At 52.9% G+C, this 15039-nt stretch carries 12 protein-coding genes; all 12 read right to left on the bottom strand.

Features of this window, described 5'->3' with window-relative positions; genetic code table 11:
• Positions 1-359: 359 nt before the first annotated feature.
• Positions 360-2183 carry a sensor histidine kinase gene (locus MKY12_RS14485; RefSeq protein ID WP_339314249.1) on the bottom strand — a complete coding sequence of 608 codons (1824 nt, stop codon included), beginning with the start codon at positions 2181-2183 and terminating at the stop codon, positions 360-362.
• Complete coding sequence (locus tag MKY12_RS14480) at positions 2180-3649, bottom strand: response regulator (RefSeq protein ID WP_339314247.1); 1470 nt, start codon at positions 3647-3649, stop codon at positions 2180-2182. The genes MKY12_RS14485 and MKY12_RS14480 overlap by 4 nt, the downstream gene beginning before the upstream one ends.
• Positions 3650-3752: 103 nt before the next feature.
• Positions 3753-5357, bottom strand: a complete 1605-nt coding sequence (locus tag MKY12_RS14475; protein ID WP_155991530.1) for an extracellular solute-binding protein — start codon at positions 5355-5357, stop codon at positions 3753-3755.
• Positions 5358-5471: 114 nt separating this feature from the next.
• Complete coding sequence (locus MKY12_RS14470) at positions 5472-6377, bottom strand: carbohydrate ABC transporter permease (RefSeq protein WP_339314245.1); 906 nt, start codon at positions 6375-6377, stop codon at positions 5472-5474.
• Entirely contained in the window at positions 6371-7321 is a 951-nt protein-coding gene (locus MKY12_RS14465; RefSeq protein ID WP_081751225.1) for an ABC transporter permease subunit, read from the bottom strand. The genes MKY12_RS14470 and MKY12_RS14465 overlap by 7 nt, the downstream gene beginning before the upstream one ends.
• A gap of 137 nt (positions 7322-7458) precedes the next feature.
• Positions 7459-7677 (bottom strand): hypothetical protein, encoded by a 219-nt coding sequence (locus MKY12_RS14460; protein ID WP_339314242.1) that lies wholly within the window; start codon positions 7675-7677, stop codon positions 7459-7461.
• Between the two features lie 47 nt (positions 7678-7724).
• Positions 7725-8903, bottom strand: coding sequence for a Ger(x)C family spore germination protein (locus MKY12_RS14455; protein ID WP_339314240.1), 1179 nt, complete (start codon positions 8901-8903; stop codon positions 7725-7727).
• An 18-nt stretch (positions 8904-8921) separates the two neighbouring features.
• Complete coding sequence (locus MKY12_RS14450) at positions 8922-10025, bottom strand: endospore germination permease (RefSeq protein ID WP_339314238.1); 1104 nt, start codon at positions 10023-10025, stop codon at positions 8922-8924.
• A 34-nt stretch (positions 10026-10059) separates the two neighbouring features.
• Positions 10060-11484 (bottom strand): spore germination protein, encoded by a 1425-nt coding sequence (locus MKY12_RS14445; RefSeq protein WP_339314236.1) that lies wholly within the window; start codon positions 11482-11484, stop codon positions 10060-10062.
• A gap of 74 nt (positions 11485-11558) precedes the next feature.
• The gene (locus MKY12_RS14440) at positions 11559-12521 is read right to left on the bottom strand and encodes an NAD(P)/FAD-dependent oxidoreductase (protein WP_339314234.1); all 963 of its coding nucleotides are present in this window, start codon (positions 12519-12521) and stop codon (positions 11559-11561) included.
• A 759-nt stretch (positions 12522-13280) separates the two neighbouring features.
• On the bottom strand, positions 13281-14036 hold the full coding sequence (locus MKY12_RS14435; protein WP_339256782.1) for an AIR synthase related protein: 756 nt from the start codon (positions 14034-14036) through the stop codon (positions 13281-13283).
• A 28-nt stretch (positions 14037-14064) separates the two neighbouring features.
• A complete protein-coding gene (locus MKY12_RS14430) occupies positions 14065-14928 on the bottom strand; it encodes an AraC family transcriptional regulator (RefSeq protein WP_339256781.1) in 864 nt (287 codons plus the stop codon).
• Between the last annotated feature and the right edge of the window lie 111 nt (positions 14929-15039).

Raw genomic sequence — 15039 nt, 5'->3', positions numbered from 1 at the left:
ATGGACTATCTTAAATTGTTTTTGTAACCGTTTTAGTAGAAAATAATTACATTGCGGCGACGAGCCAGGTCAGTAACCAAACAATTGGATAAACGCAGCTTAATTTCTCGACATCTGGCGATTGCAGGGGAACAAGTGGAAAAAGAGCAACTGCTGCTCACGGATTCAGGCACTTTAAGTAAATAGCGCTTGAGTAAGTGTTGTTTATCCACCTGCTGCGCCAGGCAAGGCCGTATCTCCATCAGCAGGTGGAGTAAATCCAACTGTTCCCCCTTCCCGCCTGAATCATCCTGAAGCCTGCCCTCCCCCATGCAGCCAAACAGGGCACCTCCCGCTAAACGGAGGTACCCTGTCCAAACTCATATACTATTAATTCCTCCCGGCAGCTTCGGAATCTTCACGTTCACGGTTGTCCTATAGCCCAGCCGGCTGTCAACGGTAAGTCCGTAGCCTGCTCCGAACAGATGGCGGAGCCGGTTATGAATATTCAGCAGCCCGATGCCCTGTGCCGATTGCCCGGTCAGAGCCAGCTCCTTATGCTCCAGGCCAAGCTTGGCCTGAAGGGCGGCCAGCTCCTCCGGCTCCATTCCCCTGCCGGTATCCGTAATACAGAAGCACACATCTCCGCGCGCATCCAGGCTCCCGGTAATCTGAAGGCTTCCACCCTGATCCATCCGTTCCAGCCCGTGATAGACCGAATTCTCCACGATGGGCTGGAGGATCATCTTAGGGGTCTGCAGCTCCAGCAAGCTCTCCTCCACATCGAGCGACAAGGAGAATTTATTCTCGTAGCGGATCAGGATGATCTTCATATAAGCTTGTATGCAGTCTACCTCTTCACGGATCTGCACAAGATCATCCTTCTTAATGCTATAGCGGAAGATCTTGGACATGCAGTACGTAATTTGCGCAATCTCCCGGCTTCCATACTCCAGTCCGATGCTGCTGATACAATTCAGCGTATTATACAGGAAGTGGGGATTAATCTGGCTCTGCAGGGCAGAGAACTCCGCCTGCTTCTGGCTCAGCTCGGATTCGTATAGTCTGGCCTGGGTATTGAACATCTCCCGCGTCATTTCGTCCATCTCGTCCATCATCCGGTTAATATCCTGGGCCAGCAGGCCCACCTCGTTGGTGAACCGGACTTTGATCCGGAAGCCTCTGTCCCGCCCTGCCACCTTCTTCATATCCATGACCAATCCCATCAGGGGACGCATCAGATTGTGTAAGAAGAAGCTGCCTGTAATAATCATACTCACAATAATACCAAGGCCAACCATAATGCTGACCTTCCGCATGGGAATCATGTCGGCCGTCAGTTCCTGCACCGGGATCATACTGACCACACGCCACCCGTCAGCCTGCTCCAGCCCCTTAACCTGAACGAGAACCTCCTTGCCGCCGATCGTTGCTTTTACCCCGTTAAGCAATTGGTTCTTGTCCATAGACAGCACATCTTTGATCACATTGCCCCGCGCATAGGAATTGGTGGAGGCAACCACCTCGTCCCGGTTATTCAGAATATACAAGGTGGAGTTCTGCGTTAATTCCGTATTCGCGACCAGTCCCTGCATTTTGTCCATATTGACCATCACCATGCAGTAACCCGTAATCTGTGAGAAATGGACGCCCCCGATCGACTCCACAATGGGAGCAATATAGAAGAACTGATCTGTCCCTGTCCGGTCATCCTTCAGAATGGCGGTGAACTTCCCCTTCTGCCGAAGCGCAGGATCGTTCTTGTACGGGCGGATAAAGGTCTCATACAGGTTAATATAAAAAATATCGCCGCTTGCAGAATCCTCGCTGGAGAGGCGTCTTCCCTGGAGGTCATTGATCATGATGCCGTTCACATAGGAATTGAAGGACCGCATATATTCCATCAGATCCAGGGCATAAGGAGCGCTGTCGAACGCCCTTTTGTAATCATCATCGGCGATGGTGAATTCCTGAATCAGCTTGCTGTTGACCGCAAAGCCGGTGCTGATCCGGATATCATTGAACACCGAATCAATCTTGCGGCGGGTCTGCTCAATCATCTTGTTGCTGTAGGTGACCGCCCGCTTCTGTGTCAGATTCGAGAAGCTGTAGAAGAAGTAGAACTCCATGACCATGAAGATCAGGATGGAGCACACGATGAACAGCCATAGCTGATGCTTCAATTTCACCTTGCCGGTCTTCATGGCCTGTTGCTCCGTTCACTTTCCCTTTTTCTGAATTTGGCGGGCGTCATCCCGCAGTGCTTCTTGAACACCTTATTGAAATAATAGTAATCTACATACCCGGACTGGATGGCAATGCTCTCAATAGACAGGTCTGTCTGCTGCAAAAGCCCGCGGGCTTTCCTGATCCTCAGCTCAGCCACGTATTCAGAGAAGGTTTTGCCCAGATTCTTCTTGAACAATTGACAGCAATACACCTGATTGATGAAAAATTGGACCGACAGCTCCTTCAGATACAGCTTCTGCTCATAATTCCGGTCGATATAGGCGACCATCCGGTTGAAGCAGGAGAGAATATCCCCTTCCTGCAAAGCACGGCTATTCCCTTGCCGGAGCACGGTAAGAACGTCATGCAGGAAGCTGCACAGCGACTCCAGATCCTCGAACCGCTCCTTCAGCTCGGCATAATTCAGGAACTCCAGCTCCATGTCTCTGAGTTCTTCCGAATAAGCGCTCGTCAGAAGTCCGACGGCCTGATTCCATAAGTAGACCACCTCAATCATTCCCAGCTCATGAAGCCTGAAGTATTCCTGCAAGCCCAGGATGTAAGTCTCGATGCTGTCATATTGATTACCATGAACTATAGAGTGCAGCTCATCTATACAGGGCTTCACCAGAGGCAGCTTGGGATTATAATAGTGAAATGCGCCGGAAGCATCATCCACGAATACCCGGGAGGCTGCCAGTTCGGCTTCCTTGATCAGCTTGCTGATCTGCTTAAGCCCGCTGCCGATGCTGCTGATCCCCACCACAGGAAGCCCTGGACTGCCTGCGGCCGCAGGCCATTCATCCGTGATTCCTTCCAGCTCACTCTCCTTCTCTGTGATCAGAACCGCCAGCAGGGTGCTTGCTCCGTTCTCTACCTCCAGCACATGAACCGGCTGCCCGTCCAGCTTCAGCAATTCGCCGAGCTTCGGCCGGTCTGCCTCATAATGGACAGCAAGCACCCGGCAGCAGCCTGTACTCATGCCAGCAGGAAGGCAGCGCCTGATCTCATCTTCATCTGCCGAGGTAAGCGCATCCAATAGAAGATGATTGCGCGCCGCACTTCGCCGGGAGAAGTGCAGGGCGAGCTTCGCCAGGAACGTATCGGTCATATCCACATCCAGCGGCTTCAGGAAGTAATCCAAGGCCCCGTAGCGCAGCGCTTCCTGGGCGTATTCAAATTCCGCATACCCGCTTATAATGACGAATTCCGAGTCTATGCCCTGCGCTTTGGCCCGCTTCATCAGATCGAGCCCGGAAATCTCCGGCATCCGGATATCTGTGACCACCAGATCCGGCTCCTGCAAGGCGATGGCTTCCCACGCCTGATATGCACTTGTGAACTGTCCCGAGATTTCAAAGCCATACTGCTCCCAGTCAAAGGCATTGCTGATCCCTCTAATCGCCCACGACTCATCATCTACAATAATGACCTTGTACATGGATATCCTCCTGAGACTGTGGATTCTTCTGATGTGGTTACACAAAGGAAATGCGGATAAACCAGGCCAATGAACAGCCGGTGGTTTATCCGTATTTCAGGTGTTACTTCTTATTCGCTGTGACTTCCCTGTAGTTCTTCACATTCTCTTCCTGAACCGCTTTACCGCCGGCATCCATGTATTCTTTGACCAGCTTATCGTACAAGGCGTCGAATTCGGACTCCTTGGCCACGATCAACCGGTCAATCATCTGCTTGTTCATATCGCCCAGCGTCTTGCCGTATTTGATGTTGGATTCGTTCGGTACCCCGTAATAGAAGGATGAATAGCCGTCTGTTGTGTTAATTTTGTACGATTCCATAGCGAGTTCCTCATATTGCTTATCCCCGGAGGCCAGGGCTGCGGCATAGGTTTTGACGTTCTTTTCGGTGTCACCCAGCTCAGCGCCGTTAACAATCATCGTATAATCCATGTTCAAATTACTCATCTGCATTTTCTCGCCGGTCTGTGATATCCCTTGCGGAATGCCGTCTTTCAGCGTATGGTGAACGCCTTCTTCACCGAACTGCAGGAAGAACATCACCTCCGGGTCCGCCATCCAGTTCAGATATTTGACCGCCAGCTCCGCGTTTTTGCTGCTTTTAGGAATGAAGGAGAAGATTCCGTTCTCATTATATACCTCTTTGAGGTATTTGCCTTCGGCATTTTTGAAGGTATCCACCGGAACATAGTGGGCATCCGGCGAGTTTTGCTTCAGTGGTTCACGGATTTTCTGGGTCATCGGATAATCCCAGTTGGCGGCATAGAAGCCGACCTTGCCGTTGGTGACATCGGCATCCGCTTGCTTGGTGGTTTTGTCCAGGGCAAAATCGGGGCTGATCAGCTTCTCATTATACAGCTTATTCAGCCATTTGTAGGCATCTTTGTTGCCCGGCTTCAGCCAGTTCGGCGTGGTGACGAATTCCTCCTCTGACATCTGGCCCCAGAAGGATTGAACGAGGTTGCCGAAGGTGTAGTTCATGCCGGCTGCCGCCGTTGCCCAGGGAATGACGCCGTTCACATTGCCCGGGTTCTTGTCGCGGAAGGCCACCAGCGTATTGTATAACTCATCTCTATTGGTCGGAAGCGGCATCCCGAGCTTGTCGAGCCAATCCTTACGGATGAACATCCCGTTCCAGGCCAGCAGGGTGCGCTTGCCCGGGATGGATACCTGCTTGTCGTTATATTTGCCGTAAGCGAGAACGTTCTCCCCGAGATAAGCCTTTAATTGCTGGCCGTGGCTCTCCAGCAGCTCGTCGAGCGTGTAGAGGCCGTCACTTTTGGCAAAGCGGGTCACCAGTGTCCCGTCATAGGTGAACGAGATGTCCGGAGCCTGGCCCGCAGCCATTAATACGTTCAGCTTATCAACCTCCTGGGACCGGGGAACCGGTACATATTCCACAATGGCGTTATTCGGCTTGCCGAAATGCTCATTCACATATTTCGTCCAGAAATTATTATTCAGATCCGGCTGGCCCTGAACCCCTCTGTCGAACACCTCCACCGTCAGCTTTGCAGGAGGATCAGAAGGAGACTTTGCTGCATTAGACGACTCCGGCGCGGCTGTCTCTTTGCTCTCTTTATCATTGCCGCCGCAGCCCGCTGCAACGCCGGCCAGCAGCACGGTGCTGCACAGAACGGCCGATATTTTCTTGATTCCTGTCTTCACGGTATACCACCCTTTCATCTCTTATCATGATAGTAATCCAGATTATAGCTTCCTTGCCCAGGCAGCTTCAACTTCCGCCAGCCAAGCATCCCCCCTTCCCTGGAGTGTACCGCTTCAGCCCTTGATCGCGCCCGTCATTACACCGTCGACGAAATACTTCTGCAGCTTGGGGTAGATCAGCAGAATCGGAATGGTGGTGAACATGACGCTTGCGGCCTTCAGCGACTCTGGCACGATGAACGAGCCGACACTGCCCTCGCCGCCCTGCTGGCTGTCCAGCTGCTGGTTGGCTGAGATGATCTGGTACAGCTTGAGCTGCATGGGATAGAGCTCTTTTTTGGTAATATAAAATAACGCATCCTGGAATCCGTTCCACCGGTCTACGGCATAGAAGAGGCTTAAGGTGGCAATCGAAGGCAGCGAGAGGGGCAGGACAATCCGGAGAAGAATCCCCAGATCCGAACACCCGTCAATGGATGCCGATTCCTCCAGACTCTCCGGAAGGGAGCTGAAGAAGGTTTTCAGGATAATCAGATTAAATACACTCATCGCGCCCGGCAGCACCAGACTCCATATCGTATCCATCATCCCCAGGTTCTTGATCAGGATATAGGAAGGAATCAGACCGCCGCTGAAATACATCGTGAAGACCAGAGCGGACAACAGGAAGTTTCTCCCCCACAGCCGCTTTTTCGTTAACGGGTACGCCGCACAGATGGTCAGGAACATACACACCACCGTGTAAAAAATCGTCAGGACAATACTATAGCCCAGCGTATACAGCATATCGGCATCGCTCAGAATCGTCTTATATGTCTCTACAGTGAAGTCTACCGGCCATAAGCTAACCTTTTGCGAGATAATCGCTTCGTTGGAGCTGAATGATAACGCTATCATATATAGGAACGGGACAATGCAGGTGAACGACAAAGCCACTATAAAGACTATAATCGCAATATCTGCCACACTTGTTTTCCGGCCAATCCGCCCTGCTCGTATCCTACTTGCCGCTCTCACCATATCCCATCCTCACCCAATTTCTTCGCAATATAGTTGGCACCGATCAGCAGGGTCAGACCTACCACAGACTGGAATAGCCCGACGGCCGTTGCCTGGGAGAAGTCTCCCGAGCTGATGCCCACTCTGTACACGAAGGTGCTGATGACATCGGAATATTCGCTGACCAGTGAATTACCCATTACAAACGGGCGGTCGAACCCGATCGATACCATTCGGCCAATCTGAAGAATCAGCAGAATGTTAATCGTAGATTTAATGCCCGGCAGTGTAATATGCCACATTTTGCGGAGTCTGCTGCAGCCGTCCATATCGGACGCTTCATACAGCTCCTTGTTGATACCGGTAATCGCCGCGAGATAAATAATCGTCCCCCACCCGATGTTCTGCCATACCCCCACAGTAATATAGGTGACCAGCCAAGGGGTCTTCTGCGACAAGAATTCAATTTTCGACAGGCCCAGGCTATCCAGGAATAGATTCACCATCCCGCTGTTAGAGAACATCAGATAGACAATCCCGCCGATAATTACCCAGGACATGAAGTGAGGCAGATAGAGAATCGTCTGCGTTAATTTCTTAAATCGGGCCATGCGGACCTCGTTAAGCAGAATCGCCAGGATAATCGGGGCCGGGAAGCCCGCCACCAGATCCAGCACATTCAGGACCAGCGTATTTTTGAGGGCACGGTAGAAGCTGTCCTGCTGAAAAATAAACCGGAACACATCCAGTCCCACCCATTCGCTTCCACTCGTCCCCTGAAAAATATTGTAGTCCTGAAAGGCCATAATCAAGCCGTAAATCGGTGCATATTTAAAAATGGCAATGTACAGGAGTGGCAGCAGCAAAAGGATGTAGAGTAGGGCATCTCTCCTGATCCTGAGCCAAAAGGTGTGTCTTCGCGTGAGTCCGATTTGATCTTGCTGATTGTTTAAAACCGCTTTCATTTCTCCCATCCCTCCGGCTGTATTAAGGAGCTCTCTTGTTCTTTATTATAGCTACCCCGGGAGATATGAAAATGTAATCGCTTAAATGAATTTGGTAATAACTTAAAAGACAGCCCCCGGAGGGACTGCCTTAAGCTTCATTTCATAATCAGATCGATTCTGCCGAACAACAGCTTCACCAGCTCGGTGGGACCCGGCAAGCCTGGTTGAAATAACAGAAGAATGGAAAGTCCCGCCGCAGCAAACGTAATGCCTGCAATCACCTTTCTGGCTTTCTTGTCCTTACTGCCCCGGAATTCAAAAATAATGATCCCGCAGGACAGCAGCAGAATACTTAGGATCATTGCCATTTTCATGCTTCCCACATCCTTGTATGGTTGCTGGAATTCAGGCGTACCCTCCGTCAGTTGGCCGATTGCTCTGGTATGCCTTGGGGCCCGGTTGACCTTCCGTTCCCGGTAATGCTCGTCTTGACGGAGACCTCCACCTGCAGCTCGGGGTACATAGTCTCCCACTGTTCCTTCTTTGCCTTCCACTCTTGCGGGTAATGTTTGCGGAAGGAATCGGCGAATCTGTAAAAGTCGGTCTTCTGCTCCTTTTGGGACATATGGAGTGCCTGATCGGCAGCTTCCTTAAGCCGCTTCTCCCAAGCCTTCTTCAGCGCCAGCACCTTCGACGGATCAGTCAGATTGGCATCAGTTGTATTCAGAACAACCTCTCCACTCGCCACAATCCGGACCTTCATCATCCATTCCCCGTTGACGATGCTTGGCTTCAGCATGGTGGTGATTTGTTTGGACAGGATCGAGAAGGCCCCCTTCTCCCCTTCCAGAGTAACCGGCATGATAATATTATTAAGCTCATTAATCATGAGCAGTACTCCGAGGCTTACCGGTTCTTTTACAGTGAGGGAATAACGGCCGTGCTTATACAGGCTTAACCCCTTGAGTGAGGGGGTTGTCGCATTCGGTCCATCGTTCGGTTCCGGGGGAGCAATCAGGATACGGGTTAGGATGGCCGAACCGCTGGCTCCCTGAATGGATTGGGATAATTCCAGCAGAGTCACACGCGTGCCCAGGTTCATATTCGCCATTTCCCGGAGAGATTCGGAGGTGCTGCGCTCCAGCGGGTCCAGCAGGGCAAGAATATCCTTGGCGGAATCCTTGCTGGAGAAGATATACGCATGTTCGCGGAACTGCGGATAACGGAGGAAGAAATCGACGAATTCACGCAGCCCCTGCTTCCCCGCCTCTTCACTGATCACAATCACCTCACATTGGCCCCAGAACATATGGCGGGCGACCTTCCGCTGCAGCCGGTTCAAGGCTTCCGCAATGTTCACACCTTCAGCAGTGCGGGTCATGGTGACTCCGCTTGCGCTTTCGCCTGCCCCGCCGCTCTCCGAGCCGCCGCTTCCTTTACGCGGAATGAAGATCTGGGCCGTCAATTGTGCCTGGCCGTCTTTATAATCCACACCGGTGGCGAGCACGATGGCCAGGTCATTGATCTCCGTCCGGTCCCAGCATCCGCTGAGCAGTATACTGCTCAGCAGCAGCATAATCATGACTCTGCAGCCCCGCATTGCCCTCCCTCCTTATCATCATCCCTTGCTCAGAAGCTTCAGCCCCTTCTTCAGCAGAGCCAGTCCATAGATTGCGGCGGGAAGCCCCACCAGGAACATCATTGTATATATGTTAGCCGAAGCGCTGATAAGCGCAGCCGCGCCCGCAGCGCCCGTCACTACCCAGTAAGAGAACAACATGCTTACGAAGGCGAGCGGAATCACCAGCGGTTTATAATCGTCCAGCCCGAACCATTCAGCGGCTGAGGTGGCGAAGATGTAGAGAAAGACAGAGATTTTGACAAAGATCCCGAAGATCCAGATCGCAATAATGAGCGCCTCAATATGCTGCAGGAAATCGGCAATCGTAATGTAACGTGCAGCAATCATCACCGGAAAAGCAAAGCTGTCCGTCAAATCACCCATCAGCAGCAGACAGAACAGATTGGTCACCGTCATCGCCATTGTCGTTACGACAAGCGAAACGAGCATCGTCCGGCCCAGATGTTTCTTGCTGTTGATGTAGGGCAGCAGAAAGGCCAGCACAGTATATTCACTGAACCATGCCGCCGGAGCCACCGCACCTTTGACGATAGGAACGAATCCGTTCTCCATGAACGGAAGCAGCTCGGCAGGCCGGAGTTCTCCGGTCAGGAGCACAAAGATCAGGCAGAGCATCACCACCAGGAGCGTAACGAACACCTGGGCGGTCCGGCTGACCACCTCTATGCCCTGCCTTACATTAATCGCGCAGACCGCAACCATCGTCCCCATAATGACAAGCAGCGGCGTCTTGGGAAGTGCATTATTCACAATGAACTCGCCGTATTCCAGAATAATCAGGCCGTTCAAATGGGGCAGAAAGAGCAGAAAACCCAGCCCGATCACCTTGCCCGGCAGCCACCCGGCGATCAGCAGACTGGACTGCATAATGGTCTTGCCGGGATAAAGCCGGTTCAGTCCAAGCGAGATCCCTATAACCGTTACTCCAATCAGCGAGCCCAGGATGGGCGATAACCACATATCATGTCCTGCATAATGCATGGTGATCCCGGGGACAGACAGGATAGCGGTGGCAAGAATCGAGGGAAAAACAAGGAAGGCCAGCTGGGTAACAGATATTTTCCCTTTGTCAGTCAACATAAGAATCCCCTTCTCTGGTGAAGTCCGGCTGCCGTCATTTGCTCCGCGGCTGCGAGATCCACAATACATCCTTCAAGCCCTTGCTGAATGTCGGAGCTGCCGGTGACAGATAGGGCCTGCCGAACGAACGCAGACTGCTAAGATGAATGACCACCAGGATGATGCCGAGCATGACGCCGATCAGCCCCATCGTGCCTGCCAGAATCATCATGGGGAACCGCAGCAGACGGGTTGCGATACTGGCGGAATAACGCGGAACCATGAAGGAAGCAATGCCCGTGATAGCCACGATAATGATCATCGGTGCAGAGACAATTCCCGCAGTGGTGGCAGCCTGGCCTATGATTAGTGCGCCCACGATACTGACAGCGGAACCTATCTGCTTCGGCAGCCGGACGCCGGCCTCCCGCAACGCCTCGAAGGCTATCTCCATAATGAGCGCTTCCACCAGGGCCGGAAAAGGGATCTCCTCTCTCGCCCGCGCGATACTCAGCAGCAGTACGGTAGGTATCATCTCCTGATGGAAGGTGGTGATCGCTACGTAAGCTGAGGGGAGCAGGAGCGACAGAGCATAGAAGATATATCTGAGCCAGCGGACAAAAATACTCATGTAAATGTTCTCGTAGTAATCCTCCGGGGATTGCAGCATGGAGAACATATTGACCGGGGCAATCAGACTGAAGGGAGTCCCGTCGATCAGCAGCGCAAACCGGCCCTCCAGCAGGTTGGAGACCACCACATCCGGGCGCTCCGTGGCAATCATCTGCGGAAACGGCGAAAAGGGCTGGTCAATGATGCCCTGCTCAATATACTGGCTCTCCAGCACATCCTTGATATTTAGGCGGCTTAGCCGTTTGTTGACTTCAGTGACCAGTCCCGGCTGAATGATTCCTTCCACATAAGCGAGGGTGACCTTCGTATGGCTGTACTCTCCAATAGTGTTAGAGTGCAGCTTCAACGCTGGTGTCTTAAGCCGCATACGCAATAAAGACTGATTCATAGCCAGAGCTTCCGTGAACCCGTCACGGGCACCGCGCACAGTGGATTCAGCCGCCGGCTCTTCGGGAGTCCGGGTGGGCACCTTGTATAGAGGAAAGCCCTTACCCGAAGCCTGGCCATCCAGCAAAAGCACAGCTTCACCGTCCAGGATAGCTGTTACGGCTTGTTCTACGGTCCCAATTCGGTGAATCGAGGCGAGCGGAACCTCAGCAGACCCTTGCACAGCCGTTTCAACTGCAAGGCCGGTCTGCTCCAGAGGTGCCAGCAATTGCTGTTCAAGCCGCTCCGTATCACATAATCCTGTACAGTACACACAGAGCGCGGAAGTACGATGAATCGTCTGGAACGAATGGAACACCACATCCTCACAGCCCGCAAACACTCCGCGCAGCACCTGTTCATTCTCTGCCAGCCGCCGGGTCAGCTGGGTCTCCTGTTCTGCTTCCGATGCAGTATTCATCCGTAATCCCTCCCTACGCTATCCTTTGAATTTCATATTCATAGTGATGTTATCCTGTGCTATTGGGGGAAAAATTATGCAAGCCCGGCCTTCCAGGCTTCCCGGTTCAATTCGCCATTCACCGCAGCAGCAGCCAGCGCGCCCGATGCGGCCGCAGCGATGGATTGATGCATCATGGTGGCGGCATCCCCGGCGGCGTAGATCCCGGGCACGCTGGTCTGGCCGGACTCGCCGACTTCAAGGATACCCTGCTCAGATATCCGGCAGCCCAGGGAATGCGGCAGCTCCGTTCCCGGAGCCAGCTCGGGCCGGAAGAAGATTCCGGTACACGGAATTTCTGTTCCATCCATAAGCTTCACATGCTTAACCATGCCTTCCTCTGATGCAATCTCGCGAATAGGAGTATCGAATAACGGAATAGCGTGGGCACGCAATTCTTCGCGTTCTGCTTCTGTCAGCTCATCGGGTCCATTTGTGCAGACCGCAAATTGCTTAGTCCACCCATATAACAACGGAGCCAGATGCATGAGTGCTGCTCCTCTGCTGATGATTACCAGCGGCTGATCTCTTAATTCCCAGCCATCGCAGTACGGACAGACAAAGGCGCTCTTCCCGTAGACCTTGGCCAGCCCCGGAATGTCCAGCCTGCGGTCCTTCATGCCTGCGGCGAACAGCAGCTTCTTGCTGGTCAGCTTAAGCCCTGAAGCCGTCTCCAGCAGGAAGGCGCCATCCGCCCCGGTAATGGACACTACTGTATCTTCAATGTGTGAAACGGATGGATAAGCGCCTAGCTGTTCTATGGCAATCCGCCGGAGTTCGAACGGAGCGATCCCGTCCCGGGTCAGAAAGCCGTGCGCTTCCCGGGTGACCGCATTACGCGGCTGCCCCGCATCTATCACAATCGTCCGTTTGCGTGCACGGCCCAGCATCAGCGCAGCATTAAGCCCGGCTGGGCCACCGCCGATAATTACTGCGTCTGCATTTACTGCATCTGTATTAACTACATTTGCGGCATCATTATTTTTCAGATTCGTCATTTGTAAGTCCTCCCTGTGGTTGGTTTGAGTGGTTGGTGTCTGGTGTGGCGGTGACGGCAGGTCGATTTGTGGACATTAGAGACTTCTGTAGTCCGTGAATATTACAAAAAAATAGACACCGCATCTCCATCACTCACCTGCGTCGCCAGTCTGTATTGCACAACTGCATCGACCAATCTGTACTGCCAATCTGTAATGTACATCTGCGTCGACCAACCTGCATCGTCCAATCTACATCGCCAATCTGCAATGTACATCAGCATCGCCCTTATTAAGGACTATGTGTGTCTATAATAACTTTGAATTTGAATGATGTCAATTGCAGGGATTCTTGGCGCTTAGTCAGCTGCATTCAAACAACCGCTTATGCTGATTGAACAATTGTTAGAAGGATTGCACATTCTCCAGCTCATACCACTCCCTGTCTGCAAGGGGCTGGCAGTGCCCATTGAACTTGGATAGCGGATGAGACTGGGATGTGTATGTTTGCGGGAGCGCATTTAGTTGGATTTTCTCCACTTCCTGAGGAACGTATGGGCCATGCTGGGGAAACAATTGGAAAAATGGCACTTAAATAATCACTCGTTACCTGAAACGGCCTAATCCGTAAGCAGCAGTTGCTATTTTTCCACTTGCTTCAGGACATTTCGCAGAAAGAGGGAAATTAAGATACGTTTATCCATTTGTTTGCTGGCAAGGCAGATTTGCCTTAATCCAAGACGCCTTGATTCGCACTTGTATGGATCTTACACAGGCCAGTCAAGGCTGCAAATAACCGATAATCTCCATTTTACCTCCTACTCTGGACTGAAGGTCGCTAATCCTACGTTCCTCTGCCGCAAAAATCACCGCTGTCGCCGGCCCCCCGGATGCCTGCAGCTTATCCTCTATTCCAGGCACCGGCTGGAAGCCGCAGCCGTTCAACTCCGCGAGTAGCTCCGCTTCATACCCGGCCCCCTTCGAGCCGACCGGATGAATGTCATGGACCTCCGGCGCGCCTGCCAGAAGCTGAAGCTGCCGGAGGGTACACAGGCTTGCTTCCTGCTCCAGAACAGCGCTTCCGACCAGCGGTTCGCCCAGCATCACGATGCAGTCTCCTGTACTTGAACATCCCAGCTTCAGCTGCGTCTCATCCGCCTCCCCTATCACGGTAATACCGATACCGGTCTGGCAGGTCACGAAATTATCCTCGGTGCTGCCGTTCAGATGGGCGGCAGTCAGTCCGGCTTCCTGAAGCAGCCTGTGGATGCCCCGGATAATTTCATTCCCTGTAGGCTCCTTCTCTACCGCCAGGGTGTCGATGACCGTTATGATCTCCGCCCCCACAGACAGCACCTCCATTACTGCAACTCTGGCAGCATAATAGCCTGCGACAGCCGGGGGTGTCTGCACCGCATCCATCGGCTTATTCCCGATGCTGGCGCTGGAATCGCAGCCGATGACCAGCACCCGGCCTCCCCCTCTTCGTACTATGGTCAGATCACGGATTCGCTGAACTTGCGGTTTCATCATCATTTTTTCTCCCCCTGCGGCTTGTCCCTTTCTAATTCCCGTTCCTAAGTGCGGCCCGGTATTCACTCGGCGGCATGCCCGTAGCTTTGCGGAATTGCTTAGAGAAATACAGGGCGTCATTGAAGCCGACCGAAGAGGCTACTTGTTCGATGGTCAGCGGGCTTGCGAGCAGCTCTTTGGCCTTGTCCATCCTTATTTTGAGCAGATATTGCTTGGGTGACATCCCGGTCCGCTGCTTGAAGGCCTTGGATAGATGAACCCGGTGATAGCCGAGCGAAGACGCGATGTGATCAATGCTGAGCTGCTGGTGGAATTGCAGCGTAATCCAACGGATCGCCTGGTCGATCTGCCGGTCGATCATCTCCGGCATTTCAGACGGATGCGGCGGCAATTGATCCAGATTGTCCCGCCCGAAGCGGTGAAGCAGCAGCCGCACCCAGCCGGAAGCCTCCAGGCTCTCCAGCCGTGGATATGCGGATTGCTTGAAGGATTGCCGGATGCCGGTATACAGGCTATGCAGTTCCGGGACATTGCCGGAATGGGCGAAGGGCCGTTCCCTGGTAATCCCTACTGCCCGAAGCTGATCCAGTACGCCGATGCCCTGCAAGGCAACCCAGGCATAATGCCACGGGTGGTCCGTATCCGCCTTGTAGCTGAATAACATGCCGGGGATAATCACGAAGGTGTCGCCCGCCTTGCACTCCGCCGAGAACGTTTCGGTCTCGAACCGGCCGCTGCCCGCAAGAACGGTATGGATCAGGTAGAAATCATGTACGGACGGCCCAACAGTGTGGCCGGGATGCGGCCTCCCTTCCCCGCTGAACAGCACGGATAGCTCCTGCTCCTCCGGCGTCAGGTTGATGCCCAGGGTGAATTCATAATGCTCCGGGTCCATGCAACATTCCTCCATATGTATCTTGTCTTTCTCCATAGCCCGCGCAGCGCTTCTATTCTATAGTGATTATAGTAGAAATCAGCGCAAAAAGCTTCTGTTCCAGCACATTTC

Source organism: Paenibacillus sp. FSL M7-0896, assembly GCF_037975415.1.
Classification (GTDB): Bacteria; Bacillota; Bacilli; order Paenibacillales; family Paenibacillaceae; genus Paenibacillus_AQ; species Paenibacillus_AQ silagei.
This window is presented reverse-complemented; position numbering and strand designations above follow the sequence as displayed.